This window comes from Mesorhizobium sp. WSM4844 (assembly GCF_055811775.1).
Genome location: NZ_JBVVQB010000084.1, coordinates 1 through 23,594, shown reverse-complemented (window position 1 = coordinate 23,594; position 23,594 = coordinate 1). Strand labels below are relative to the sequence as shown.

At 64.7% G+C, this 23,594-nt stretch carries 23 protein-coding genes; 12 read left to right on the top strand and 11 right to left on the bottom strand.

What is annotated here, in order from left to right; translation table 11 throughout:
- Window positions 1-78: 78 nt before the first annotated feature.
- The 7 genes from AC0L2A_RS33985 to AC0L2A_RS33955 are packed head-to-tail and all read right to left on the bottom strand — an operon-like array spanning window position 79 to window position 7,715.
- On the bottom strand, window positions 79-1,143 hold the full coding sequence (locus AC0L2A_RS33985; RefSeq protein ID WP_473612563.1) for an ornithine cyclodeaminase: 1,065 nt from the start codon (window positions 1,141-1,143) through the stop codon (window positions 79-81).
- Between the two features lie 28 nt (window positions 1,144-1,171).
- Window positions 1,172-1,822, bottom strand: coding sequence for an FMN-binding negative transcriptional regulator (locus AC0L2A_RS33980; protein ID WP_473612562.1), 651 nt, complete (start codon window positions 1,820-1,822; stop codon window positions 1,172-1,174).
- A 41-nt stretch (window positions 1,823-1,863) separates the two neighbouring features.
- Window positions 1,864-2,745 carry a branched-chain amino acid ABC transporter permease gene (locus AC0L2A_RS33975; RefSeq protein ID WP_473612561.1) on the bottom strand — a complete coding sequence of 294 codons (882 nt, stop codon included), beginning with the start codon at window positions 2,743-2,745 and terminating at the stop codon, window positions 1,864-1,866.
- Between the two features lie 3 nt (window positions 2,746-2,748).
- Window positions 2,749-3,453: an ABC transporter ATP-binding protein gene (locus AC0L2A_RS33970; protein ID WP_473612560.1), complete on the bottom strand. Its 705-nt coding sequence runs from the start codon at window positions 3,451-3,453 to the stop codon at window positions 2,749-2,751.
- 4 nt (window positions 3,454-3,457) lie between these two features.
- Window positions 3,458-4,630 carry an ABC transporter substrate-binding protein gene (locus tag AC0L2A_RS33965; protein WP_473612559.1) on the bottom strand — a complete coding sequence of 391 codons (1,173 nt, stop codon included), beginning with the start codon at window positions 4,628-4,630 and terminating at the stop codon, window positions 3,458-3,460.
- Between the two features lie 41 nt (window positions 4,631-4,671).
- Window positions 4,672-6,549, bottom strand: coding sequence for a branched-chain amino acid ABC transporter ATP-binding protein/permease (locus AC0L2A_RS33960; protein ID WP_473612557.1), 1,878 nt, complete (start codon window positions 6,547-6,549; stop codon window positions 4,672-4,674).
- Window positions 6,549-7,715 carry an NAD(P)/FAD-dependent oxidoreductase gene (locus AC0L2A_RS33955; RefSeq protein ID WP_473612556.1) on the bottom strand — a complete coding sequence of 389 codons (1,167 nt, stop codon included), beginning with the start codon at window positions 7,713-7,715 and terminating at the stop codon, window positions 6,549-6,551. Before AC0L2A_RS33955 ends, AC0L2A_RS33960 begins: the two co-directional genes overlap by 1 nt.
- A gap of 158 nt (window positions 7,716-7,873) precedes the next feature.
- Between AC0L2A_RS33955 and AC0L2A_RS33950 the strand changes: the two genes are divergently transcribed.
- The 5 genes from AC0L2A_RS33950 to AC0L2A_RS33930 are packed head-to-tail and all read left to right on the top strand — an operon-like array spanning window position 7,874 to window position 12,858.
- The gene (locus tag AC0L2A_RS33950; RefSeq protein ID WP_473612555.1) at window positions 7,874-8,821 is read left to right on the top strand and encodes a MurR/RpiR family transcriptional regulator; all 948 of its coding nucleotides are present in this window, start codon (window positions 7,874-7,876) and stop codon (window positions 8,819-8,821) included.
- Window positions 8,818-9,465: a cysteine hydrolase family protein gene (locus AC0L2A_RS33945; protein ID WP_473612553.1), complete on the top strand. Its 648-nt coding sequence runs from the start codon at window positions 8,818-8,820 to the stop codon at window positions 9,463-9,465. The genes AC0L2A_RS33950 and AC0L2A_RS33945 overlap by 4 nt, the downstream gene beginning before the upstream one ends.
- Window positions 9,462-10,784, top strand: a complete 1,323-nt coding sequence (locus AC0L2A_RS33940) for a type I glutamate--ammonia ligase (RefSeq protein WP_473612552.1) — start codon at window positions 9,462-9,464, stop codon at window positions 10,782-10,784. The genes AC0L2A_RS33945 and AC0L2A_RS33940 overlap by 4 nt, the downstream gene beginning before the upstream one ends.
- Window positions 10,784-11,551, top strand: coding sequence for an N-formylglutamate amidohydrolase (locus tag AC0L2A_RS33935; protein WP_473612551.1), 768 nt, complete (start codon window positions 10,784-10,786; stop codon window positions 11,549-11,551). Before AC0L2A_RS33940 ends, AC0L2A_RS33935 begins: the two co-directional genes overlap by 1 nt.
- Window positions 11,548-12,858, top strand: a complete 1,311-nt coding sequence (locus AC0L2A_RS33930; protein ID WP_473612549.1) for an aspartate aminotransferase family protein — start codon at window positions 11,548-11,550, stop codon at window positions 12,856-12,858. Before AC0L2A_RS33935 ends, AC0L2A_RS33930 begins: the two co-directional genes overlap by 4 nt.
- Before the next feature lie 13 nt (window positions 12,859-12,871).
- Here AC0L2A_RS33930 and AC0L2A_RS33925 read toward each other — a convergent pair whose 3' ends face one another.
- Together AC0L2A_RS33925 and AC0L2A_RS33920 are read right to left on the bottom strand one after the other, a co-directional pair.
- Entirely contained in the window at window positions 12,872-13,780 is a 909-nt protein-coding gene (locus tag AC0L2A_RS33925; protein WP_473612548.1) for a DUF7847 domain-containing protein, read from the bottom strand.
- A gap of 34 nt (window positions 13,781-13,814) precedes the next feature.
- Entirely contained in the window at window positions 13,815-14,579 is a 765-nt protein-coding gene (locus AC0L2A_RS33920) for a glycerophosphoryl diester phosphodiesterase membrane domain-containing protein (RefSeq protein WP_473516371.1), read from the bottom strand.
- Between the two features lie 151 nt (window positions 14,580-14,730).
- Here AC0L2A_RS33920 and AC0L2A_RS33915 point away from each other — a divergent pair, with 151 nt between their 5' ends.
- The 6 genes from AC0L2A_RS33915 to AC0L2A_RS33890 are packed head-to-tail and all read left to right on the top strand — an operon-like array spanning window position 14,731 to window position 20,690.
- A complete protein-coding gene (locus tag AC0L2A_RS33915; RefSeq protein ID WP_473612547.1) occupies window positions 14,731-15,357 on the top strand; it encodes a DUF4129 domain-containing protein in 627 nt (208 codons plus the stop codon).
- Window positions 15,354-16,559 carry a DUF4350 domain-containing protein gene (locus tag AC0L2A_RS33910; RefSeq protein ID WP_473612545.1) on the top strand — a complete coding sequence of 402 codons (1,206 nt, stop codon included), beginning with the start codon at window positions 15,354-15,356 and terminating at the stop codon, window positions 16,557-16,559. The genes AC0L2A_RS33915 and AC0L2A_RS33910 overlap by 4 nt, the downstream gene beginning before the upstream one ends.
- Window positions 16,546-17,502, top strand: coding sequence for an AAA family ATPase (locus AC0L2A_RS33905; protein WP_091591710.1), 957 nt, complete (start codon window positions 16,546-16,548; stop codon window positions 17,500-17,502). Before AC0L2A_RS33910 ends, AC0L2A_RS33905 begins: the two co-directional genes overlap by 14 nt.
- Window positions 17,499-18,809 carry a DUF58 domain-containing protein gene (locus AC0L2A_RS33900; protein WP_473612544.1) on the top strand — a complete coding sequence of 437 codons (1,311 nt, stop codon included), beginning with the start codon at window positions 17,499-17,501 and terminating at the stop codon, window positions 18,807-18,809. Before AC0L2A_RS33905 ends, AC0L2A_RS33900 begins: the two co-directional genes overlap by 4 nt.
- Window positions 18,806-19,837 (top strand): stage II sporulation protein M, encoded by a 1,032-nt coding sequence (locus tag AC0L2A_RS33895; RefSeq protein WP_473612543.1) that lies wholly within the window; start codon window positions 18,806-18,808, stop codon window positions 19,835-19,837. Before AC0L2A_RS33900 ends, AC0L2A_RS33895 begins: the two co-directional genes overlap by 4 nt.
- Entirely contained in the window at window positions 19,824-20,690 is an 867-nt protein-coding gene (locus tag AC0L2A_RS33890; RefSeq protein ID WP_473612541.1) for an RDD family protein, read from the top strand. The genes AC0L2A_RS33895 and AC0L2A_RS33890 overlap by 14 nt, the downstream gene beginning before the upstream one ends.
- A 15-nt stretch (window positions 20,691-20,705) precedes the next feature.
- On the opposite strand, the gene AC0L2A_RS33885 is transcribed toward AC0L2A_RS33890, so the two are convergent.
- Complete coding sequence (locus tag AC0L2A_RS33885) at window positions 20,706-21,392, bottom strand: D-lyxose/D-mannose family sugar isomerase (RefSeq protein WP_473612540.1); 687 nt, start codon at window positions 21,390-21,392, stop codon at window positions 20,706-20,708.
- 146 nt (window positions 21,393-21,538) lie between these two features.
- Between AC0L2A_RS33885 and AC0L2A_RS33880 the strand changes: the two genes are divergently transcribed.
- Window positions 21,539-22,597 carry a D-TA family PLP-dependent enzyme gene (locus tag AC0L2A_RS33880; protein WP_473612539.1) on the top strand — a complete coding sequence of 353 codons (1,059 nt, stop codon included), beginning with the start codon at window positions 21,539-21,541 and terminating at the stop codon, window positions 22,595-22,597.
- An 89-nt stretch (window positions 22,598-22,686) separates the two neighbouring features.
- Here the strand turns inward: AC0L2A_RS33880 and AC0L2A_RS33875 are convergent, their stop codons facing one another.
- Window positions 22,687-23,451, bottom strand: coding sequence for a heme ABC transporter permease (locus AC0L2A_RS33875; protein WP_023803199.1), 765 nt, complete (start codon window positions 23,449-23,451; stop codon window positions 22,687-22,689).
- Window positions 23,452-23,594: the final 143 nt, after the last annotated feature.

The window sequence follows — 23,594 nt, the reverse complement described above, 5'->3', positions numbered from 1 at the left end:
ACTATACGGGGAGAAGTGCCCGGCAGGGCGATGAGGGGCGGCGCCGACATCGACAATTTTGGGTGCCGCCCACCGGCGCTACAACGCCACCTGCGCAGTCTTCGCCGATGCCGCCCTCAACAACATCCCGAACAGGTCGCGCGGCTCGTCGGGGTCGGCCAGCATGTCGAGTTGCTGGTAGAGGCCGGTCGATGGCAACTGGTCCCTGATATAGCGCAGCGCCGAAAAATCCTCGATGGCGAAGCCGACGGAATCGAACAGCGTGATCTGGCTGGCATCGCGGCGGCCTTCAGCCAAGCCGGTGATGACCCGCCACAGCTCGGTCACCGGATGATCGGGTGCAAGCTGCTGGACCTCGCCCTCGATGCGGGTCTGCGGCGGATATTCGACGAAGATATCGGAGCGCAGCAGGATGTCGCGATGCAGCTCGGTTTTGCCAGGACAATCGCCGCCAACGGCGTTGATGTGGACGCCCGAGCCGACCATGTTGTCGGTGAGGATGGTGGCATACTGCTTGTCGGCGGTGACGGTGGTGATGATCCCGGCTCCCTCGACGGCCTCTTCGGTAGAGCGGCAGGCGACCATGTCGAAGCCCAGCCCGGCGAGATTGCGGATGCATTTTTCCGTCGCCGTGCGGTCGATGTCGTAGAAGCGCAATTCGCGCACACCGAGCAAGGCCTTGAAGGCCAGAGCCTGGAATTCGGCCTGGGCGCCGTTACCGATCAGCGCCATGCAGTCGGCATCCTTCGGCGCCAAGTGCCTGGCCGCCAGCGCCGACATCGCCGCCGTGCGCAGCGCAGTCAGGATGGTCATTTCCGACAAAAGCACTGGGTAGCCATTGTGGACGTCGGCGAGCATGCCGAAGGCGGTCACCGTCTGGCGGCCTTCGCGCATGTTCTTCGGGTGGCCGTTGACATATTTGAAGCCATAGACCTCGCCGTCGCTGGTCGGCATCAGCTCGATGACGCCCTCGGCGCTGTGCGAGGCGAGGCGCGGCGACTTGTCGAAGGCCTCCCAGCGGCGGAAATCGTCCTCGATATAGAAGGCGAGCTCGGTGAGGAAACGCTCGACGCCGATTCTCAGCACCAGCTTCATCATGTGGTCGACGCTGACGAAGGGGACGATATTGAGATTGGGGATCATTTTGTCCTTGCCCGCATTGCTGCAACGGTCAGTCCTTGCGATGCGCGTTGTGCATCTTCATCATCGTCGCCAGCGCCGGATCGCTCTGCTCCAGCGTGCCAATCGCGGCATTGGTGTCGTAGAGCCGTTCGTCCTGGCCCATCTTGAACTTGGCCTCGAGCCGTTCGATCGGCAGATCGAAACCCAGAATATGCGGGATGCGCCGCTGCATGCCGCCCGGCCCGAGCTCGCGCATGCGCCAGCGGTCGTCGCGGTCCTTTTCCAGCACGTCGACAAGCCGCAGCAGATGGCGGACGGTGGCGTGATCATCGAGCTGAACCGGCCGGCCGTGGCAATGGACGACGGCGAAATTCCAGGTCGGCGCGCTGTCGCGCACCGGGTTGCGCGGATACCAGGAGGGCGAGATATAGCCATGCGGTCCGTGGAAGATTGCGATCATCTCCCTGCCCTCGGCGATCAGCGCGATGTGCGGGTTCTGCCGGGCCAGATGCGACACCAGCGTGCCGTTCGCCCCCCGCTCGCGATCGAGCACGAAAGGCAGATGCGAGGCGACGAGCCCCTGTGGTCCGGTTGTCACCACCGTGGCGAAGGCCGCCGCCTCGATCAGGCCGAACACCTCGTCCAGCGACAGCGGTGCGAATTCGGGTTTCGTGTACATAGTACCTTCTTGTTGTTGCATGATCTTTTCCGAAAACCGGTCCCACTTTTCGGGATCATGCTCTAGCTCCGCTGCACGCGAACCGCCGGGATCAGGCCTTGCGGCCGCACCAGCAGCACGGCGATGACGCCCGACAGCACGATGGCGTCGCGGTAGGGTGCGACCGCCGCCGGCAGCGTCGCCTGCAGCAACACTTCGATGATGCCGAGCAGGAAGCCGCCAGCGACGGCACCGGGCAGGCTGCCCAGCCCGCCGACGACGGCGGCGATGAACGCCTTCAGCACTGGGGTAAAACCCATCAGCGGGTCGACGGAAGCGCGCTGCGCCACCCACAGCATCGCCGCCAGCCCGGCGAGCAGGCCGGAAAGCAAAAAGGCGGTGGCGATGATGCGGCTGGCCGGGATGCCCATCAGGCGGACGACGTTGAAATCCTCGGCCGCGGCGCGCATGGCGGTGCCAGTCACCGTGCGGCGCAGGAAGAGTTCCAGCGCAATCAAGGCCAGGGCCGAGACAACGATGGAGATGCTCGGGCTGACGCCGATGGTGAAGTCGCCGAACGAGAAGGCGCCGGTCATCCATCCGGGCATGGCGACCGGCTGCGGCCGAGCCGAGATGCCGTTCTGGAAGACGACCTTCAGCAGGCTCGAAACGGCGAAGCTGGTCAGAAGCAGGCTGGTGACGCTGGCGCCGCGCATCGGGCGAAAGGCAACACGCTCCATGGCAACCGCTGCGAGCGCGCCGCAGGAGACGGCGACGAGCACTGCCGCTGGAAACGGCAGACCGAAAACCAGCGCGGCAAGCAAGGCATAGCCCGACAATGTCATCAGCTCGCCATGGGCGAAATTGATCAGGCCGACGATGGAAAAGACGATCGCCAAACCAAGTGCCAGCAGCGCATAGACGCCGCCGAGGCTCACCGCATTGATGATCTGCTGCGCGATCATGGCTCAGGCTCCGAGATAGGCTTGGCGGACGAGGTCCGAGGTGGCGAGTTCCTTGGCGGTGCCCGATAGCACCACCTCGCCATTGGCAAGCACGATGGCGCGGTCGGCGACCTCCAGCGCCAGCGCCACGTTCTGCTCGACGAGAAGGATGGTCAGCCCGCTGCGGCGCAGTTCGGCGATCAGGTCGAAGACCGTGTCGATCAATTGCGGGGCAAGACCGAGCGACGGTTCGTCGAGCAGCACCATGCGCGGCTTGCCCATCAATGCGCGAGCGATCGCCAGCATCTGCTGCTCGCCGCCGGAGAGATTGCCGCCCTTGACGCGGTGGTAGCGCCGCAGGATCGGAAACAGCTCCAGCATCTCCTCTTCGCGCACCCTCGCCTCCACCGCCGGCAGGTGCATCGCACCGCCGAGACGCAGATTGTCGGCCACGGTCAGGCCGGCGAAAATGCGCCGGCCTTCCGGCACCAGCGACACGCCCTTGCGGGCGATCGCCTCAGGCGCCAGGCCGGTGATATCGACGCCGTCGAAGACCACTTTCCCCGAGACGGCCGGCACCAGCCCGGCAATGGCGCCGAGCGTCGAGCTCTTGCCGGCGCCATTGGCGCCGACCAGCGCGATGATCTCGCCGCTGTCGACGGCGAGGTCGACGCGGCGCACCGCCTCGACCTCGCCGTAGCGGATCTTCAGGGCTTCGACGCTCAGCATGATGTCACGGCGCCGGGACGTCGGCGGCGTCGGGAATCATGGTCTGGATATGCTTGCCCTCGCCGCCTTCATAACGCATCAGCGCCACCGGCCGCAGCGGCATGCGGTCGGTGCCGGCATAGGTGATCTTGCCGGTGATGCCATCAAAGTCCTTGAGGCCGGCAATGGCGTCGCGGATCGCCTTCGGATCGTCCGAGCCGGCCGTCTTGACCGCCTGGTCGAGGACCAGCCCGATCTCGTAGCCGTTCACCTCATAGGTCGATTCCGGCGCGTGGCCGGCATATTTGGCGAAGGCGGTGTTGAAAGCCTCCAGCTTGCTGCCCGGTTCGGCATAGCCGGCTGCCGTATAGACGACGCCGTCGACCAGCTTGCCCAACCCCTTGACGGTCGGCGTGCCGATGGCGTCGGCGCCATAGACCGGAACGGTGACGCCGGCACCGCGCAATTGCTGGATGAAGGCCGGAAAATCAGGCTCATAGGCGGCGGTCATGATCAGGTCCGGCTGGTCGGCAAGGCTCTTGATGTTGGTGATCTCGGCGGAAAAGTCCGGCTGGCCCATGGTGAAAGTACCGCGGCCAACGACGGCGCCGCCTTTCTTCTCAAACACCTTGCCGAAATACTCGGGCAGGTTGGCGGTGTAGGTGGAGTCCGGCGAGGTCAGGAGATAGACCTTCTTCTTGCCTTCGGCGATGGCGAAGTTGGCGACCGCGGTCGCCTGCACATTGTCGGCTGGATAGGTGCCGAACATGACGTCGCCGACCGCGGCGGTGAGCACCGGGGCGGAGCCGCAAAGCGTCAATGTCGGAATACCGAGCGGCTGGGTGAGTTGGCCGGCCGAGATCGAGGGATCGGCGTCGCAAGGCGTGATCATGATCTTGGCGCCGGCGTCGATCAATTCCTGGGCGACGGTGGCGGTCTGCGCCGTATCGGATCGGGTGTCCTTGATGATCAGCCTGGCGGTGTATTTGCCGCCAAGTCCACCCTTGGCGTTGAGTTCGTCGAGCGCCATGCGCAGGCCGGCGAGTGCCGGCTGGTCGTAGGGAGCAAGGCCGCCGGTCTGCGCCGTCGCGGCGCCAATGATGATCTCCTCGGCGGAAGCCGCAGAGACGATCGCGAGGGTCATGCCGAACACCGCCGCATAGAGGGCGGCGCGGCGGAGGCGATAGAGCTTTGGCATGTCGGTTCTCCTTCTGGATTTGTTGTCGTTGGCTACACGGTTCATGCGGTTTCACTTGCGGGCGTTTCGCTGGCGGGCGTCTCTTGTCCTGTCTTGGCGCGGGCGGTGCGGCTGCCGAGATAGGCGGCGACGACGGCAGGGTTGTTCTGCACTTCGGCCGGCGTGCCGTCGGCGATGACGCGGCCATGGTCGATGACGACGATGCGTTCGCACAGGTTCATCACCAGCCGCATGTCGTGCTCGATCAGGACGACGCCGATGCGGCGCTCGGCGCGGACGGCCGAGAGGATGGAAACCAGCTCGGCGGTCTCGACCGCGTTCATGCCGGCGGCGGGCTCGTCGAGCAGCAGGAAGCGCGGCTTCAGCGCCAGCGCACGCGCCACCTCCAGCCGGCGGCGCTGGCCGTAGGCGAGCCTGGCGGCGGGTTGATCGGCAAATTTCTCCAGCCCCATGCGCGAAAGCTCGCGCATCGCCGCCGCCTCGGCATTGGCAAGATCGGGCTCGACCGAGCGAGCGGCGACCACGACATTTTCCAGCACGGTCATTTGCGCGAAGACGCGGATGTTCTGGAAAGTGCGGGCAACGCCGGAGCGGGCGAAGCGAAAGGCCGAGGCCTGCCTCACCAAACCGCCGATAGACACCATGCCGGCGCTCGGCTCGACGTCGCCGGCCAGCATGTTGAGCAGTGTGGTCTTGCCGGCGCCGTTCGGGCCGATGATGCCGGTGATGCTGTCGGTGTCGAAGGCGAGCGTGACGTCGTCGACGGCGATGACGCCGGCATAGCGCCGCGACAGATGGTCGGCCGCCAGCCGGTCGCGCTCGGCATGAAGCAGCGGCGCAGCAGGAACCGTGGCGGCCTTGCGGCCGGGCCGGCGCAAAAGGTTCAGCTCGCGCTCGCCGAACAGGCCGGTTGGCCGCCGCCAGATGACCAGGATCATGGCAATGGCAAGCACACCCTGGGTCAGGCCGAACAGCACCGGCAGATGCAGGCCGAACACCTCGCCGCCGCCTTCGAAACGACGCACCACCTCGATCACCACGATGGTGACGACGACGCCGGCAAAGGCGCCGAGCGAGGAGTTCATGCCGCCGACGATGAGCATGGCCAACAAGGTGAAGCCGAGGTCGAAATAGAAATCGCGCGGCGAAAACGCGCCGAGGAACTGCGCCATCATGGCGCCGGCGGCCATGGCGGCGACCGCGCCCACCACCCAGGCGGCCAGCCGCGAGGTGCGCTGGTCGACGCCGACGGCAGCCGCACCACGCTCGTCATTGGCGGCGGCGCGGGTGGCAAGGCCGAAGGCGGTTTCCCGAAAGAGCCTCGCCACCACCAGTGCCACCGAAGCGACGCCGATGGCGGTCCACAGACCGACCTCGCGCGGCACGCCGTAAAAGGGCTGGCTGCCGCGGGTGATCTCGCGCCCGGCAACCAGCAGCGTGTAGACGATGATCAACATGGCGAGCGTGGCGATAGATGCGCTCGATCCGGACAACCTGAGCAGCGGCGTGCCGGTCAGCAGGCCGATGACGACCGCAAGGATCAGCACGACGGCCAGCGCCGCGAAGAAAGAGAGTTCATAACCAGCGAGGAACTGCGGCAGGTCGCGCAACGCAGTGCGCTGCAGCGCCGCCGGCATGGTCAGGATGCCGGTGGCATAGGCGCCGAGGCCGACAAAGGCGGCGTGACCGAAGGAGACGATGCCGCTGTTGCCGGAAAAGATCTGCAGGCCGAGCACCGCCGTCAGCATGATCGCGGCATAGGTGACGACGCGCTGCATGGCGGCGCCACCGAAGAAGAAGACAATAAACGCTGCCAGCAGCAGCACCGTCACCATGCAGAGCGCATCGGCGCTGGCGTTGCGGAACGCGGCCGGCATGAACGACCGCGCGCTTGTCTCGCCCATCGCCGCCGATGCCATCAGGCGACCTTGAAGCGGCTGGGCGAAAACGGCGCCAGCATCGGCTGGGCGCCTTCGGTGACCAGCCTGGCCACCGCTTCGCCGACCGCCGGACCAGTCTTGAAACCATGGCCGGAGGAGCCGGCAGAGACGAACAGACCATCGACGCCGGGCATGGCTCCGATCACCGGCAGGTCGTCGGGGCTCATGTCGTATAGCCCGGCATAGCCGGGACGGATGCCCAGCTCGGCCATCGCCGGCACGCGCGCCGCGAAGGTCTCGAGGATCTCGACCGATTCTGATTCCTCGACGCCTTCCATGTAGTCGTCGGGATTGTCGACGAAACGCGGACGACCGGCCTGTTCGTGGCGCACGCCGGTGCCGCCGCCGGCCCAGCTGCCGGCAAGGATGACACCGTCACCGTCGGGCCGCGCATAATTGCAGGAGATGTCGTCGCACCAGGCGAAAGGCATGACCTGGCGCGCCTTTCCGGCTGCGTCGAGCACGGCCATCGGATGGCGCTCGACATGCAGCGGCAGTTCGAGGCCGACCGTCGCCAGCAGGCGGCGTGTCCACGGCCCGACGGCAAGCACCACGGCGTCGGCCTTCAGCACCGTTCCATCGGCGAGCGCGACGCCGCTGATGCGGTCGCCCTCTTTCACAAGCCGTTCGACGAGGGTGTTCTGCGTGATCCTGGCACCGCGTGCCTTGGCGGCGCGGGCAATTGCATTGGTTGCGCCGAAGGCGTCGGCATAGCCGTATTCGGGCTCCCATAGCGCCAGCGCGACATTGTCCAGTGCAAAGCCCGGCGCGGCGTCGGCGAAGGCTTGCGGCGACAGCGTCTTGATCAATGCGCCCTCGCCGCGAATCCGTTCGGCGGCGGCCTTCCAACTCGCTTCATTGTCGCTGCCGCATACCCACATCATGCCGATTTCGGTGACGAAAGGACCCTCGCCCGATATCTCCGGCAAGGACAGGAGGATCTCGCGGCCACGACTGGCAAGCTGTGACAGTTCCGGCAAGAGATAGAAGGCGTGCAGCAGGGCCGAGGACTTGCCGGACGGCCCGCCGGCGGGATGCGTCTGCTCGACAAGCGTCACCGTCACGCCGGACGCAGCCAGATAATAGGTCGCGCTCGATCCAACGATACCCGCGCCGACGACAATGACGTCGCTTCCAGTCCGCATGGGCTGTTCCCCACAGTCTCTTGGCTGCTTTGTGACAAAGCTAAGACCAGTCGTCCGGCCATGTCAATATCTCTTCATTGTTGACCGAAATTAAAATCTCTGTAATAAACTCGACACAACGAGGCAGAGCAAGCCCAGCGCGGATTTTGGGGAGGCCAATGGCGATACGCGATGTTCTGATGCGCGGGGACCTTGCGCTGACGCCGTCGGAGGAAAAGATCGTCCGGCTGCTTCTGACCGACTATCCGACCTCTGGCCTCGGCACCGCTTCGTCACTCGCCCGGCGCGCGGGCGTCAGTGACCCAACCGTGGTCAGGCTGGTGGTGAAGCTCGGCTATGACGGCTTTCCGGACTTCCAGGCCAAGCTTCTGGCCGAAGTCGAGGCCAGACTGCATTCGCCGCTGCTGATGATGGAGGCCAAGCGGCCGACAGGCGCGGAAGACAGCGCCATCCTCGCCTATCTCGGCTCCGTCGGTTCTGCGCTCGAGAAATCCGTCAGCCTGACCCCGCTGCAGAGCTATGAGCGCGCCGCTCGTTTGCTGATGGAGACCAAGGGCGAGGTGGTCATGCTTGGCGGCCGTTTCAGCCGCCACATCGCCGGCATGCTCGCCGGCTACATGCTGCAATTCAGGCCGGGTGTGCGCGACCTCGGCGCGCTGTCGGCACAGGCCTTCGACACGCTGGCCGATCTTGGCCGACGCGACGTGCTCGTCGTTTTCGATTATCGCCGCTACCAGTTCGACGTCATCGATTACACCAGGCAGGCGGCGGCGCGCGACGTGCGCATCGTGCTGTTCACCGACCAATGGCTGTCGCCGATCGCCGATCTCGCCGAAGTCACCATCGTCAGCCCGCTGGAAGTCGCCTCCCCCTATGACACGCTGGCGCCGGCGATGGCGCAGATGGAGGCGCTGGTCGCGCAGATCGTCGCCACGCTGAGCGATGGCGCCCGCGAACGCATCGAAAAATTGGAGGAGGTGCGGCATGCCAATGCCGTGACCCTCGACAGTGCCGGCCCCGAAGAAAACGCGGCGCGCAGGATGCCCGGGCCCAAATCAGCCCAACCCAGATCACCCAAATCAGTGAGGCAGGACCAGAAAGCATGACGCAGGCATTGCCAAAACGAAACGAGCCGTTCCGGGCCGGCGAAACCGCGCTGCTGCTGGTCGACATGCAACGTGTCTGGCTGGAGCCCGGCGCCGATCCGGCGCATCCGGAGCATGGCCCCGACCACTATTTCTACCGGCAGACGGCGTCGCAGACGATCCCCAACCAGGAGCGGCTGCTGGCGGCTGCCCGTGCCAATGGCGTCGAGGTGATCCATACCATCATACAGAGCCTGACGGAAGACGGCCGCGATCGCTCGCTCGACCACAAGCTGACGCCGATCCATATCGCGCCCAGTTGGCCGGCAGGCCTGCCGGTGCCGTCGCTGGCGCCGGTCGGCGACGAGATCATGCTGCCGAAGACCTCGTCGGGCGTCTTCAACTCGACCAACATCGATTATGTTCTGAAAAACCTCAGCGTGCGTTATCTCATCATTGCCGGCATCATGACCGACCAGTGCGTCGACATGGCGGTGCGCGACGCCGCCGATCGCGGCTATCTCGTCACCTGCGTGTCGGATGCTTGTGCCGCCGCCACGCAAGAGCGCCACGACGATGCGCTGAAAGCCTTCGGCGGCTATTGCTGGATCACCGACACCGCTACCGTCGCCGCCCGCTTCGAAGCCTTGGGAAAAGCCGCATGACATCGACCGTCGAACCGCTCGTTGCCGTCGTCACCACCGATCTCTCAGCGATCACGCGCGGCCGCTCCGTCGTCGAAAGCAGGCTGCAGAAGATCGCTGCCACCGGCGTCGGCTGGCTGCAGGCCAATTTGTCGCTGACCCCGTTCAATTCCATCGTCGATCCCAATCCCTGGGGTTCGTCCGGCGATGTGCGACTGGTGCCTGACCTCAACGCACGTTTTCGCACGGCGCTGACCGGGTCGGTGACGCCATTCGACATGGTCGCGGGAAACATCGTCGAACTCGACGGCAGCCCCTGGGTCGGCTGCACGCGGACCATGCTCAGCAATGCGCTGGCGGAGTTGAAGGCGGCAACCGGGCTTTCCGTCATCGCCGCCTTCGAACATGAATTCCACATCGCCGATGCCGGCTTCGTGCCGGGTCATTCACTGTCGTTCGCCGCACTGCGCCGCGCCGATCCCTTTGCGCCAAATCTGATGGCGGCGCTGGAGGAAGCGGGCGTCGCGCCCGAAGTGGTCATCGCCGAGTTCGGCAACGAGCAGTTCGAGGTGACGCACGAGCCAACCAATGCGCTTGCCGCAGCCGACCGCGCCGTCGCCATCCGCGAGATCACCCGCGAAGTCGCGCGCAATGCCGGGTGGCGCGCCAGCTTCACACCCAAACCCGCGCCCGATGCTGTCGGCAACGGCGTCCACATCCATATCAGCTTCGTCGACGAGGCCGGCAAGGCGGTGACCTACGATCCGGCGCGACCGGGCGGTCTTTCCAGCCAGGCCGGCGCCTTCTGTGCCGGCGTGCTGCGCCATCTGCCTGGCATCACCGCCATGACGGCGGCAAGCGTGTCGTCCTATTACCGGCTGAAGCCGCATAGCTGGAGTTCGTCCTACACCTGGCTTGCCGATCGCGACCGCGAGGCTACCCTGCGCATCTGCCCGACGGTGACGATCGGCGGGCGCGATCCGGCGCCGCAATACAACATCGAATACCGGGCCGCCGACGCCACCGGCAATCCCTATCTGTCCCTGGCGACGATCATTCGGGCCGGGCTGGAAGGGCTGAAGGCAAAGCTGCCGACACCGCCGCTGGTCACCGGCGACCCGACGCTGATGAGCCAGGCGGAGCGCAAGAAGCTTGGTCTGGTGCGCCTGCCGGAAACCCTGGCGGCGGCGCTCGACGCGCTCACCGCCGACAGCACCGTCACCGGGTGGTTCGCGCCGGTCTTCGTCGAGACCTTCGTCGGGCTCAAGCGACACGAGACCGAGCGCCTTGCCGGCCTCGATCCGGTGGCTGTTTGCGACCTCTACCGGACGCTTTATTGATGGCTGCGCAGCTTGCGAATGACTGGCCAGCTGCCGTCGACGTGCTCAACGAAAATGGACGCTCTGACATCGTGCTGTTGTGCGAGCATGCGTCCAACCACATTCCGGCGGAGTATGCAAAGCTGGGGCTCGATATCAGCCATCTGCAACGTCACATCGCCTGGGATATCGGCGCCGCCGAAGTGACGCGCCGTCTGTCGGTGCTGCTCGATGCACCTGCCTTCCTCGGCGGCTATTCGCGGCTGCTGATCGACCTCAACCGGCCGCTGGGCACGAGTGGCAGCATTCCTGACCTGTCCGAAGACACCGGTATTCCCGGCAATATCGGCCTCGATCCGTCCGAGCGGGCACGGCGCGCCGAAATCATGTTCGCGCCTTTCCATGACCGGGTGGCCGCCCACCTCGACCGCCGGGCGAAGGACGGCAGGCCGACACGGATCGTGACGATCCACAGTTTTACGCCGGTCTTCCTCGGGGTTCCCAGGCCCTGGCATGCCGGCGTGCTTTACGATCGCGCCGGCGATTTTGGCGAAGCGATCCTTGCCGGCCTAAGCGTCGACGGCGCGCTCAATGTCGCGGCGAATGTGCCTTACGTGATCAGCCGCGACGCCGACTACGCCGTGCCCATCCACGGCGACGACCGCGGCATTGCCGCCGTCCTCATCGAGATCCGGCAGGATCTGTTGTCGAGCCGCTCCGGCATCGAGGCATGGGCGAACCGACTGGCCGCCGTCGTGCCCGCGCAGCAGAAGGAGAAGGCGTCATGAGCAATCTGCGCGAGCGTGATGCGGTAACCATCGCCCAGATCGGCAAGCTGCGTTTCTCGCCGCTGAGCGTCGTCGGCGGCCGGGGCAACCGGCTGATCGAGGAAGGCGGCCGCTCGCTGCTCGACCTGTCCGGCTCAGCCGGTCCGGCAATCCTCGGTTGCGGCCATCCGGCCATCGTCGCGGCGGTAGAGGCGGCGATCCGCGACATGGCCGGCGCCAGCCTTTTGCTCTACCCCAACGAACCAGCGGTTTCGCTGGCCGAGCGGCTGCTGGCGATCACGCTGGGCGACGGTGAGCGGCGTGTCTGGTTCGGCCATTCCGGATCGGACGCCAATGACTGCGCGGTGCGTGTGCTGCAGGCTGCCACAGGCCGCTCGCGCTTCATCTCCTTCATCGGCTCCTATCACGGCAATCTCACCGGCTCGATGGGCATCAGCGGCCATACCGCCATGACCCACGCGCTGCCAAGGCCGGGCCTGCTGCTGCTCCCCTACCCCGATCCGTTCCGGCCGCAGTTCAGCGCCGAGGCGGTTCTTGCGCTGCTCGACTACCAGTTCGAGACCACCTGCCCGCCGCATCAGGTCGCGGCAGTGTTCATCGAGCCGCTGATGTCGGATGGCGGGCTGATCGTGCCGCCGCCCGGCTTCCTCAAGGCGTTGCAGGAACGTTGCCGCAGGCATGGCATCAAGATTGTCGTCGACGAGGTCAAGGTCGGGCTGGCCCGCAGCGGCATGATGCACTGTTTCCAGCACGAAGGATTGACGCCCGATCTCGTCGTCTTCGGTAAAGGTATCGGCGGCGGCCTGCCGCTTTCGGCCGTTGTCGGCCCAAAGGAGATCATGGACCACGCGCCGGCCTTCGCGCTGCAGACGACCGCCGGCAACCCGGTTGCGACGGCTGCCGGCAACGCCGTGTTGAAAACGATCGACAGCGAAGGTCTGGTCGCACGCTCGGCGCGCGTCGGCACGCTGTTTTCAGACGCACTGCGGGCGCTCTGCGCAAAACATGAGATCATCGGCGACGTGCGCGGGCGTGGCCTAGCCGTCGGCGTCGACCTGGTCACGGACCGCAAGACACGCGAGCCGGTCGCGGCAACGACGACGGCCAAGATCATCTATCGCGGCTACGAACTGGGTGCTGCCTTCACCTATGTCGGACTGAAGGCCAATGTGCTCGAATTCATGCCGCCGCTGACGCTGACCGAGGACGAGGTTGCCGAGGGCGCGGCAATCGTCGACCAGGCGATCGCCGACGTGGCCGCGGGCAAGGTCTCCGACGCGGACGTCGCTTCGTTCATGATGTGGTAGGCGACCTCTCGCATCAGGAGAAGATCTCCGCCAGTTCGTCAACGCCGGTGCCTTCCTTGACTTGCCGCAGTTCGACGTAGCTGACCGCGATGGCAACCGACATCAAAGTAGACACGACTGTCGAAACAAGCGCGCTTCCGATTGCGCCGACAACAAGGCCAACGGTCGAGAGGCTGCCGGTAATGGCGAAAGTAAATCCAAACAACAATGCAAACGCCATTTGGATGGCAATCGCCGCCAAGAACAGAACCAGCAAAAGACCGAATAATGACCAGCGGCTGCCCTTCGTCAGAGCACGGCTGCGCGACATCGAACCAAACACGCCAAGCCGCTCTTGGATCAGCACGGGCACGGATACCGATATACCGAGGAACAACATGATGCCTGGAACCACCAACGCGATGAACGCGATGAACACAATGATGTTTCCAAAAACGGGGATAAGCATGCCAGCCACGAACATCGTCACCACTAACGCGAGGATCATGGTGAGGAAGACAACCAGGCCCATCCCGAGCGTCGGGAACATGCAACGCAAGGCGATCTGGATGCAGTCACCGATTGCCGGGCGCTTGCCGTTCAAGTCTTCTATCGTCGCCCTTACCAGTGACGACTGAAACAACAAAGCCAGCACAAAATAGATCAAGCCAAAAGCCATCGATATTAGCGAGTTGCCTAGAACCGCCGATGGATCGGCAACCGCCAGGCTTTCGGGATCGGCAAAATCAAGGTTGGCAAGATTTCTGTAATTCCAAAGGTTGAGCACCAGTGCCGGAAGGGCGGAAAAAAGAGCCGCCAGTCCGACCAACAGACCCGGATTGCGGCCGATGACCGCAAAACTATTGCTGAAAACCCTGCCGATGCGAAACTTGTCCGGTCGTTCCAATGTCGTTGAAACCATGACGTAAACCTGTCCAGTCAAGGCCGATCCTGATGCGGTGAAGGCGGCCTTGCCGCTATGAGAAGATCTCCGCCAGTTCGTCGACGCTGGTGCCTTCCTTGACCTGCCGCAACTCGACATAGCTGACCGCCGGCGCAACCGAGGTCACCACGGATACGACGGATGTCACCAGGGCATCCAGGATGAGAGCCGTTGTCACGCCAAAGACCATGACGACTTGGCTCAAGACAAGCTGGATGACGATCACCGCTATGATCAGGATAATCCAGAATCCGAACAGCGCCCAGCGGCTCCCTTTGGTCAGCTCGCGGCTGCGCTTCATGCTGCCGAACACCCCCCGCCGTTCCTGAACCAGAACCGGCACGGCGACCGACCAGCGGAGCCATAGGATGATGCCGGGGACGATGAGCAGCATGAAGCCCAATCCCGCACCAAGAGAGACCAGTACTGCGATGCCTATCACCGGCAGCAGGAGGGAGATTGCCATCTTGAGGCTGTCGCCCATTGATGGCCGCTTGCCATTCAGATCCTCGATGGCCGCGCGCACCAGCGTCGCCTGCAAGATCGCTGCCAACACCATGGAAGCCAGCACGACAAGGATTGTAACGATAACGCGTTGGGCCGAGAACTCCGGAGTGCCTGTCTCGGTGCCGCTTGCCCATTTCCAGAGCCAAAGCTGGTAGAGCAACGTTGGCAAGCCTGAAAACAGCACTGCCAGCCCGAGGCAAAGCACGATATTGCGGCTGATGACAGCAAAGCTGTCGTTGAAAACCCTGCCGATGCGAAACTTGTCCGGTCGTTCCAGTGTCGTTGAAACCATGATGCGTCCCCTCGCTCAATCGCCGCATATCGGCTGGTGATCCCCGCATCAAATGTGCCAACATTAGAGATCGACGTCTAGCCCACTTGCAATTGCCGCTGTGCATTGCCAGTGTCGACTGGGAACCACAGGTTGCAGGGGACGGTTGGCAGTGGCACAGCCAGGCACAGCGGAAGCCGAATGGCTGGCAAAAGCGCATCAGCAGTTGATCTCGGATAAGTCGATCCAGTTCGGCCTGCCGGCCTATGTGCCGCCGCAGCCGCCTGACTGGCTGAAGCCGCTGCTGGACCTGTTGTCGTCGCTCGGTCCCTACATGATCTATCTGTTCTGGGGGGCGGTGATATCAGGCGCCGCGATCATCCTGCTCCTGGTCTTTCTCGAGATGAAAGGTATCGCCTGGCGCCTGCCCTGGCAGCGCGTGCGGCGCGAAACCGAGGCGGAGGAAGCATGGCGTCCCGACGCCGGCGCCGCGCAGATCCTGCTGTCGGAAGCCGACTCGCTGGCCGCGCGAGGCGACTATGACGAAGCTGTCCATCTCCTGCTTCGGCGCAGCGTCGCCGATATTGCCGGCCGGCTGCCGGATTTTTTGCGCCCGTCGCTCACGGCGCGCGACATCGCCGCTGCTGCTTCGGTTCCCGCCAAGGCCCGCGCGGCGTTTACCGAGATCGCACGCATCGTCGAAGCCGCACTGTTCGCGCGCAGGCCGGTCGGCGACGAAGGCTGGCGGCAAGCACGCGGCGCCTATGAGCGGTTCGTCTTCCGGGATGCCTGGATATGAGCGCTGCGACGGTCGAACCAGCGGCGCAGGAACCATTCAATCGAAGAACGCTGTTTTGGGGCATTTTCGCCAGCCTGCTTGCGGCAGCGGGTTTCTTCCTGCTGTCCACCTATGCGCCCGATTTCCGGCAACCCGGCAATGGCGGCGCCACGCCGCTGTCGAAAAGCGGCGTTGGCTATGCCGGCCTGGCTGAATGGTTGCGGCTCACCGGCGAGCCGCCGGCCATGGCACGAACCGAGGACGATCTCGGCACCGACATGCTGCTGATCGTCACCATTTCGCCCGAGAGCGATCCCGCCGCGCTCGACCGCATCCTCGAACTTCGGCAGGACCTGAATACCCTCTTCGTGCTGCCCAAATGGCAAACCCTGCCGCTGGAGGAGCACGAAGGTTGGAAGATGAAATTCGGGCGATTGCCAGAAACCGTGGTGAACCAATGGCTCGGCCGGATCGCCAAGACAAGGATCGGCGACGGCCAAATCACGGTGCGGCAACTCGACGTCGAAGGCCAGTCCGTTGCCGCCCCCGACGAATTGCAGTGGGTGGCGGACGAGGATCCAATCATAGCAGCCGGCAACGACAAGGCTGTGCTCACTGAACTCGACGACAAGCCTTTTTATATCCTGACCGACCCCGACCTGATCAACAACGCCGCGCTTGCGGATTCCGCCAAGGCGGCAGCCGCGCTCGACCTGATTGCATTGCTGCAGCCCGAAAAGGGCCAGGTCATGTTCGATCTCACGCTGCACGGCGCGGGGCGAAAATACGACCTTGCCAAACTCCTGGTCGAACCGCCGTTCCTGGCGCTGACGCTGACGATCCTGGCCGCGGCGGCGCTGGCTTTCCTGCGTGGCCTCGGCCGTTTCGGCCCGCCGCGCGCCGAGCAGCGCGCCATTGCCTTCGGCAAGCGTGCGCTGGTGGATACGACGGCGATGCTGTTGCGGCGCGCCGGGCGGCTCGACGAACTGGGAGGCCGTTACGCGGCCTTGATGCGGGTGCGCGCCGGCACACTGCTGGGAGCGCCGCAGGGCCTGCAAGGCGAAGCGCTCGACCGCTGGCTCGATTCTCGCGATAAGGACGAAGTCAGCGGATTCACCGCGCGGGCGCAAGCCGCCGGCGAGGCGAAAAACCTGACGCAAATGCACGAGGCAGCCGAGCGGCTGCACGATTGGACGGCAAGGAGGCTCGGTGAACGTCGATGATGTAAAGGCCCTGGCGACACGGATCAGGGAAGAAGTGGCCAAGGCGATCACCGGACAGCACGACACGGTCGACCTGATGCTGACCGCCCTGTTCGCCGGCGGGCATATCCTGCTGGAAGGCCCTCCGGGCACGGCCAAGACAATGACCGCGCGCTGCTTCGCGCAGGCTCTGGGTGTCGCCTACGGGCGCATCCAGTTCACGCCGGACCTGATGCCTGGCGATATCGTCGGATCGAACATCTACAATTTCCAGACTGGACAGTTCACGCTGACGCGCGGTCCGATCTTCTGCGATCTTTTGCTTGCCGACGAGATCAACCGCACGCCGCCCAAGACACAGGCAGCACTTCTGGAGGCGATGCAGGAGCATGCGGTCACCTTCGACGGCACCACGCATTCGCTGGGCCGCAACTTCATGGTGGTCGCGACCCAGAACCCGATCGAGCATCAGGGTGTCTATCCCCTGCCCGAAGCACAGCTCGACCGCTTCCTGTTCAAGCACCGGGTCAGCTATCCCGGTCCCGAGGAGGAACGGGCCATCATCATCCATCACGGCGGCGGCTCCGCCTCGCACGACATCGCGCAATACGGCATCAAGGCCCAGACGGATCGCAAGACGCTGGAGAAGGCACTCGAAACCGTCGGCTCCGTCACCCTCGTCGACGACGTCGTCGGCTACATCGCGGCGCTGGTGCGCGCCACACGCGACACCGCCGATTTGGAGGTTGGCGCCAGTCCGCGCGCGGGCGCCATGCTGGCCAGGGCGGCGCGGGCGCGGGCAGCGCTCGACGGGCGCGCCTATGTGATCCCAGACGACGTCAAGGCGCTGGCGGTGCCGGCGCTGCGCCATCGCGTCATCCTGTCGCCGGCCGCGCAGATCGATGGCCGGCTGGTCGAGCAGATCGTCTCCGACCTGGTCGACCAGACGGAAGCGCCGCGTTGATCTATCCCAGCGGCCGAGCGGTGTGGGCGGCAGCAGCAGGCGCGGTGCCGGCCTTCCTGGTCGCGCTGGCGCTGCCGTCGCTGTGGTATCTCGGATTGCTGTGGATCTGCCTGCTGCTGGCCTTCCTGGCGGTCGACACCGCGGCGGGACGCGGGCGGAAATCGCTGGCCGCCAGCCTCCACGCGCCGCCGCAGGTCGGCGTCGGCGGCCAGTTCACCGTCCACGTCGCCGCCCGTTTTTCAGGCCGGATGCCAACCCTGGAGGCGCGCGTCGGTCATGATGCGCGCCTGGCGCCGATCGGCGGTACCGGCGGTCCCCTGGCTGCCACCGGGGATGGCGGATCGCTCGACCTGCGGTTTCAGGCGCTGCGGCGCGGCATCGCCAGCTTCGATCGTCTGTGGCTGCGCTGGCGCGGGCCGTTCGGATTGGTCTGGAACCAGGTCGTCCTGCCGATGGAAAGCAAGGTGGCAGTGTTGCCCGACGTCCGCAGCGCCCGCGACCAGGCGATCACGCTGCTGCAGCGCAACGCCCTGCCCGACGGGCATGCGCAGCGTCGGGCCGGCCAGGGCCGGGAATTCGAGGCGCTCAAGGATTATCAGCCCGGCATGGGCCGGCGGATGATCGACTGGAAGCGCAGCGCCCGCCACGGCAGGCTTCTGGCGCGCGAGTTCCGTATCGAGGAGAACAACAACATCGTGCTGGCCATCGACAGCGGACGCCTGATGTGCGAGCCGGTCGACGGCCTGCCGAAGGTGGACCGGGCGGTGGCTGCCGCCTTGCTGTCTGCGTTCATTGCGCTCAAGGGCGGCGACATGGTCAGCCTGTTCAGCTTCGATGCGCGGCCGCGCGTCGCCAGCGGCGCGGTGCGCGGCTCGGCCAGCTTTGCAATGATCCAGAAGCGGGCGGTTGAGATCGACTATTCCAACGAGGAGACCAATTTCACCCTGGCGCTGACCACGCTTGCGGCACGGCTCGACCGGCGCTCTCTGGTGATCATCTTCACCGACTTCGTCGATCCGATCAGCGCGGAATTGATGCTGCGCACCGTCGGCAGGCTCACCGAGCGGCATCTGGTGCTGTTCATGATGATCAGGGATGTCGAATTGGAGAGCTTGGCCGACATGCCACCTTCATCAGGCGAGGATGTCGCCCGCGCCGTCGTCGCCGGCGGGCTTTTGCGCGAAAGGCAGGTTGTCATCGGCCGGTTGCGGCTGCTCGGCGCGCATGTGATCGAAGCCGACCATCAAAGGCTGGGGCCGGCGCTGGTCGAGCGCTACCTGCAGTTCAAGGGCGAGGATTTGTTGTGACTGCGCCAGTTCCCGGCGATGCTAGACGCGGCGATGCCGTACGCCAGTCGCTGGCCAGCTTCCGTCGGGAGCGCGAGGCCGACTGGCAGGCGTTCGAGGCGCTACTCGCCCGCGTCGAGAAACGCGCGCCGCGGACGCTGTCGGAAGAAGAGCTGCTGTCGCTGCCGCTGCTCTACCGGTCCGCATTGTCTTCGCTTTCGGTGGCGAGAGCGACATCCCTCGACAGCGCACTGATCGCCTATCTCGAATCCCTGTCGCTGCGGGGATATTTTTATCTCTATGGGGCACGCCGCGGACTACCGCAGCGTGTTGGCGATTTCTTCCTGCACGACTGGCCCGGTGCCATCCGCGATTTGTGGCGCGAGACGCTGGTGTCGGTGGCGCTGATGTTTGTCGGCATCGGCGCCGGCGCCTGGCTGGTAGCGTCCGACAAGGGCTGGTTCGACGCGATCATCCCGTCGGGCCTGGCCGCCGGCCGCGGCCCCGACGCTTCGGCCGAGATGCTGCGCAGCATGCTTTATGATGGCGACAATGGCTTTCTCTCAGGCTTTGCCGCTTATCTTTTCACCCACAACGTCCAGGTCGCAATCCTCGCCTTCGCGCTTGGATTTGCTTTCGCGGTGCCGACGGTGCTGCTGATGCTGTTCAACGGCTGCATGCTGGGTGCGCTGTTCCAGGTCTACTGGGCAAAGGGGCTCGGCATCGAACTTGGGGGCTGGCTGGCCATTCACGGCACCACCGAATTGTTCGCCATAGCACTGGCCGGCGCTGCCGGCATGCGGATCGGCACGCGCATCGCCTTTCCCGGCGAGTTGACCCGCATGACGGCAGCCGCCCATGCCGGACGCATCGCAGCGACCGCGATGGTCGGCGTTTCGGTCATGCTGCTGTTTGCCGGACTGCTCGAGGGCATCGGCAGGCAGACGATCACCAGCGATGTCATCCGCTTTGCCATTGGCAGCGGCATGCTCGCACTGTGGATCGGCTACTTCTACCTGTTCCAGGTGGTGCGCAATGGCGACCGCTAGACGCGCTGCGCTGGCGACAATGCGCTCGCTGATCACGCCTGAAGGTGTCGACCTTCAGATAAAGCTGGCCGACGCCGGTACACGGGCGGCCGCTTTCCTGCTCGATGTCGTGTTTATCGCCACGGCTGCAATCGCCGTCACGATTGTTGCGATCTTTGGAGTAACCGGTTTCGGCACTGATAGATTGCAGCCGCTTTTCATCGTCTGGATCATCGCGATCTTTTTTCTGCGAAACGTCTATTTCATCGCCTTCGAGGCGGGCCGGCGCGCGTCGACCCCCGGCAAGCGGATCATCGGCATCAGGGTGGCGTCACGCAACGGAGCCGGCCTGTCGGTCGATCAGGTCATCGCCCGCAATCTGATGCGCGAGATCGAGGTCTTTCTGCCGCTGTCGATTATCGCCGGACGCAGTGGGATGGGCGTCGCCGATACGCTGACGACAGTTTTTGGGTTGGTATGGGCGCTGCTGTTCGCCTTGTTCCCGCTTTTCAATCGCGACCGGTTGCGGATTGGCGACCTCCTGGCGGGAACCTGGGTCGTCGAGGCGCCTAAGCGCACGCTGATGGAGGATCTGTCGGTACGAAAAGATCCGGTCGCCAGGACTTTTCAGTTCAGCCACGCGCAGCTCGATGCCTATGGCATCGCCGAACTGCACAAGCTGGAAGAAGTGCTGCGCCGCGACGACTATTTCGCGCTGCGGGCGGTGGCTGAGACGATCGGACGCAAGATCGGTTCAACGCCGCAGGCGCATGATGCCCGCCCGTTCCTGACCGCGTATTACGGCGACCTGCGAGCCCATCTCGAGCGAAAGCTGCTGCTGGGCAAGCGAAAGGAAGACAAGCATCAGCGTTAGGAACGAAAGGCCGTCTTACCCCACCCACTTCTCGTAGTCCGACACCAGGAGGTGCAGCGGCGCGACGTCCTCGTCGATGTCCGCGAAGCGGCCGATCGGCTCGCGGAAGACATTGTCGGTGAGATCGTCGTTGACGGTCGAAACCTCGCCGATCAGCACGTCCTTGCCCTCGGCCCAGAAGGCGTGCCAGACGCCCGGCAGCAGCGTCACGCTCTCGCCCGGATCGAGCTTCAAGAGCCCGCCCGCCGGCAGCCGGTGGATAGTCCCGTCGACCGGCACCGATACTTCCGCCTTCGGATCGATGCCGCCATCGCGATCGTGCATGAACAGCTCCAGCACCAGCTTGCCGCCGCCTCGGTTGATGATGTCCTCGGCCTTGATGTTGTGACGATGCATCGGCGACAGCTGATCCTTGCGCGAGATCATGATCTTCTCGGCATAGAGCATGCCCATGCCCTTCTTCATGTCCTCGTAGCGACCGTTGCGAACGGTGAACAGGAAGAGGCCGAGCTGGTCGAACTTGCCCTGGCCGTAATCGGTGATGTCCCAGCCGAGCCGCGAGGAGAAGATGGCCGACGAATCCTGCCGGCGCGCCTTCATCTGTTCCGGGGTCCAATAGGCGAAGGGCGGCATGATGTAGCCGAACGAACGGATGAAGGCATCGGCGTCGCGGATGATGTCGTTGATAGCGGAGCGTTTCATGGTTGTGGTTCCTTCCCGTTGGCCTGGGTGATCTCCAAACCGAATAGCCGAACACCGATCCGGTGTCGACGTAAACCGCGTGCTGGCCTCATGACATCCGGGCCGATCAAGGCCATAAGTCCAGGCAAATCCCAGGGTGAAAATCCATGCTGAGCATAGACGACCTCGATACACCGGCGATCCTGATCGATGTCGACCGCGCCGAAGCCAACATCGCGCGGGCGCAGGCCCACGCCGACCGCCACGGGCTGAAGCTCAGGCCGCACATCAAGACCCACAAACTGCCTTACTGGGCAAAGAAGCAGATCGCAGCCGGTGCGGTCGGCATCACCTGCCAGAAGATCGGTGAAGCCGAGGTGATGGCAGATGCCGGCCTCACCGACATTTTTGTGCCCTACAACATTCTGGGCAGGGCCAAGCTGGAGCGCCTCAAGGCGCTGCACGGCCGCGTGACGCTGTCAGTGACGTCAGACAGCATGGAAACGCTTGCGGGTCTCGCCGCCACCTTCACCGATCCAGGCCAGCCGCTACAGGTGCTGGTGGAGTGCGATACCGGTATGGGCCGCTGCGGCGTCCAATCGGCCAGCGAGGCTGTCGCGCTGGCCAGGGAGATCGACAAGGCCAGGGGGCTCGCCTTCGGCGGGCTGATGACCTATCCGGCGGCAGGCCGCGCCGCCGAGGCCGAGGCGTGGCTCGCCGATGCGCGCCAGACGCTGGCCGCATCCGGCCTCGCCTGCCAACGCATCTCCAGCGGCGGCACGCCGGATATGTGGCGCGCAAGCGAGGCTTCCGTCGTCACCGAGTACCGCCCCGGCACTTACATCTATCTCGACCGCTACCAGGTCGCCAAGGGCGTCGGAAGCCTCGACGATTGCGCGCTGACGGTGCTGTCGACGGTGGTCAGCCATCCGACGCCGACACGGGCCATCCTTGATGCCGGCAGCAAGGCTTTGTCCAGCGACTCGCTGGGGCTGACCGATTTCGGCGAATTGCTGGGCATGCCGGGCGCCACCGTCACCAGGCTCAGCGAGGAGCACGGCAACGTCACGCTTTCCGGCGACGCCAGACTGCGTATCGGCGAGCGCGTGCGCATCGTGCCCGACCATTGCTGCGTCGTCACCAATCTGTTCGACGAAGTTCACTTGATCGCCGGAGAACGGGTGCTGGAGACGCTGCCGGTGGCGGCGCGCGGCCGCATGGGGTGAGAAGCGGTCCGCGGAGCGGACGGAAAGCCAATTGCTTGGCTTTCGAGCTTTGACCCCCTGAGCCTGCGAGGGGGCAAAGCTGAAGGGAGTCAGGCTGATTGCCGTTCGGCCTGCCGTGCCGCGACGCGGCGCATGGCAATGACCCGGCGACGCAGGATTTCCGTGCGCATCGCCATCAGATGCAGCGCGAAGAACAGCACGGTAAAGCCCAGAGCCATCACCAGCAACGGCCGCAACAGGCTGGGATCGATGGTCGGCCCGCCGAGCCGGATCACCGAAGCCGGCTGATGCAGCGTGTTCCACCAGTCGACGGAGAATTTGATGATCGGGATGTTGATGAATCCAACCAGGGTGATGACTGCAGCGGCCCAGGCGGCGCGCGCGGCATCGTCGAGGGCCCGCGTCAGCGCAATGATGCCGAGATACATCAGGAACAGCACGAACACCGAGGTCAGCCGCGCATCCCACACCCACCAGGTGCCCCACATCGGCTTGCCCCAGATCGAACCGGTGATCAGCGCGAGCGCTGTAAAGACGGCGCCGATGGGTGCCGCCGATTTGAGCGCGACGTCGGCCAGCGGATGGCGCCACACCAGTGTGCCCAATGCGGAAACCGCCATCAGCGTGAAACACATCATGGCCAGCCAGGCGAAGGGCACATGGATGTACATGATACGTACGGTGATGCCTTGCTGGAAATCCTCCGGCGCCGTGAAGCTCATGTAGAGCCCGGCGGCCAGGAGGAGTGTGGCGATGGTTGCCAGCCACGGCACCACCTTGTCGGCCAACCCGACAAACCGCGTCGGGTTGGCGAAATCCATCCAGCCGCTGAGGCGCGAAGTCATGTCACTCATGCAGCTTTACATAAACCGGTGACAGGCTGGGGGCAACTACAGCACCGTGTCGCAGGCGCGGCCTTGCCTTCTCCCCTTGTGAGGGCTTTGCACGGGGGCCGAAGTTTGACGCAGATGGCGCATGGGGCGTTTTTTGAAACGCA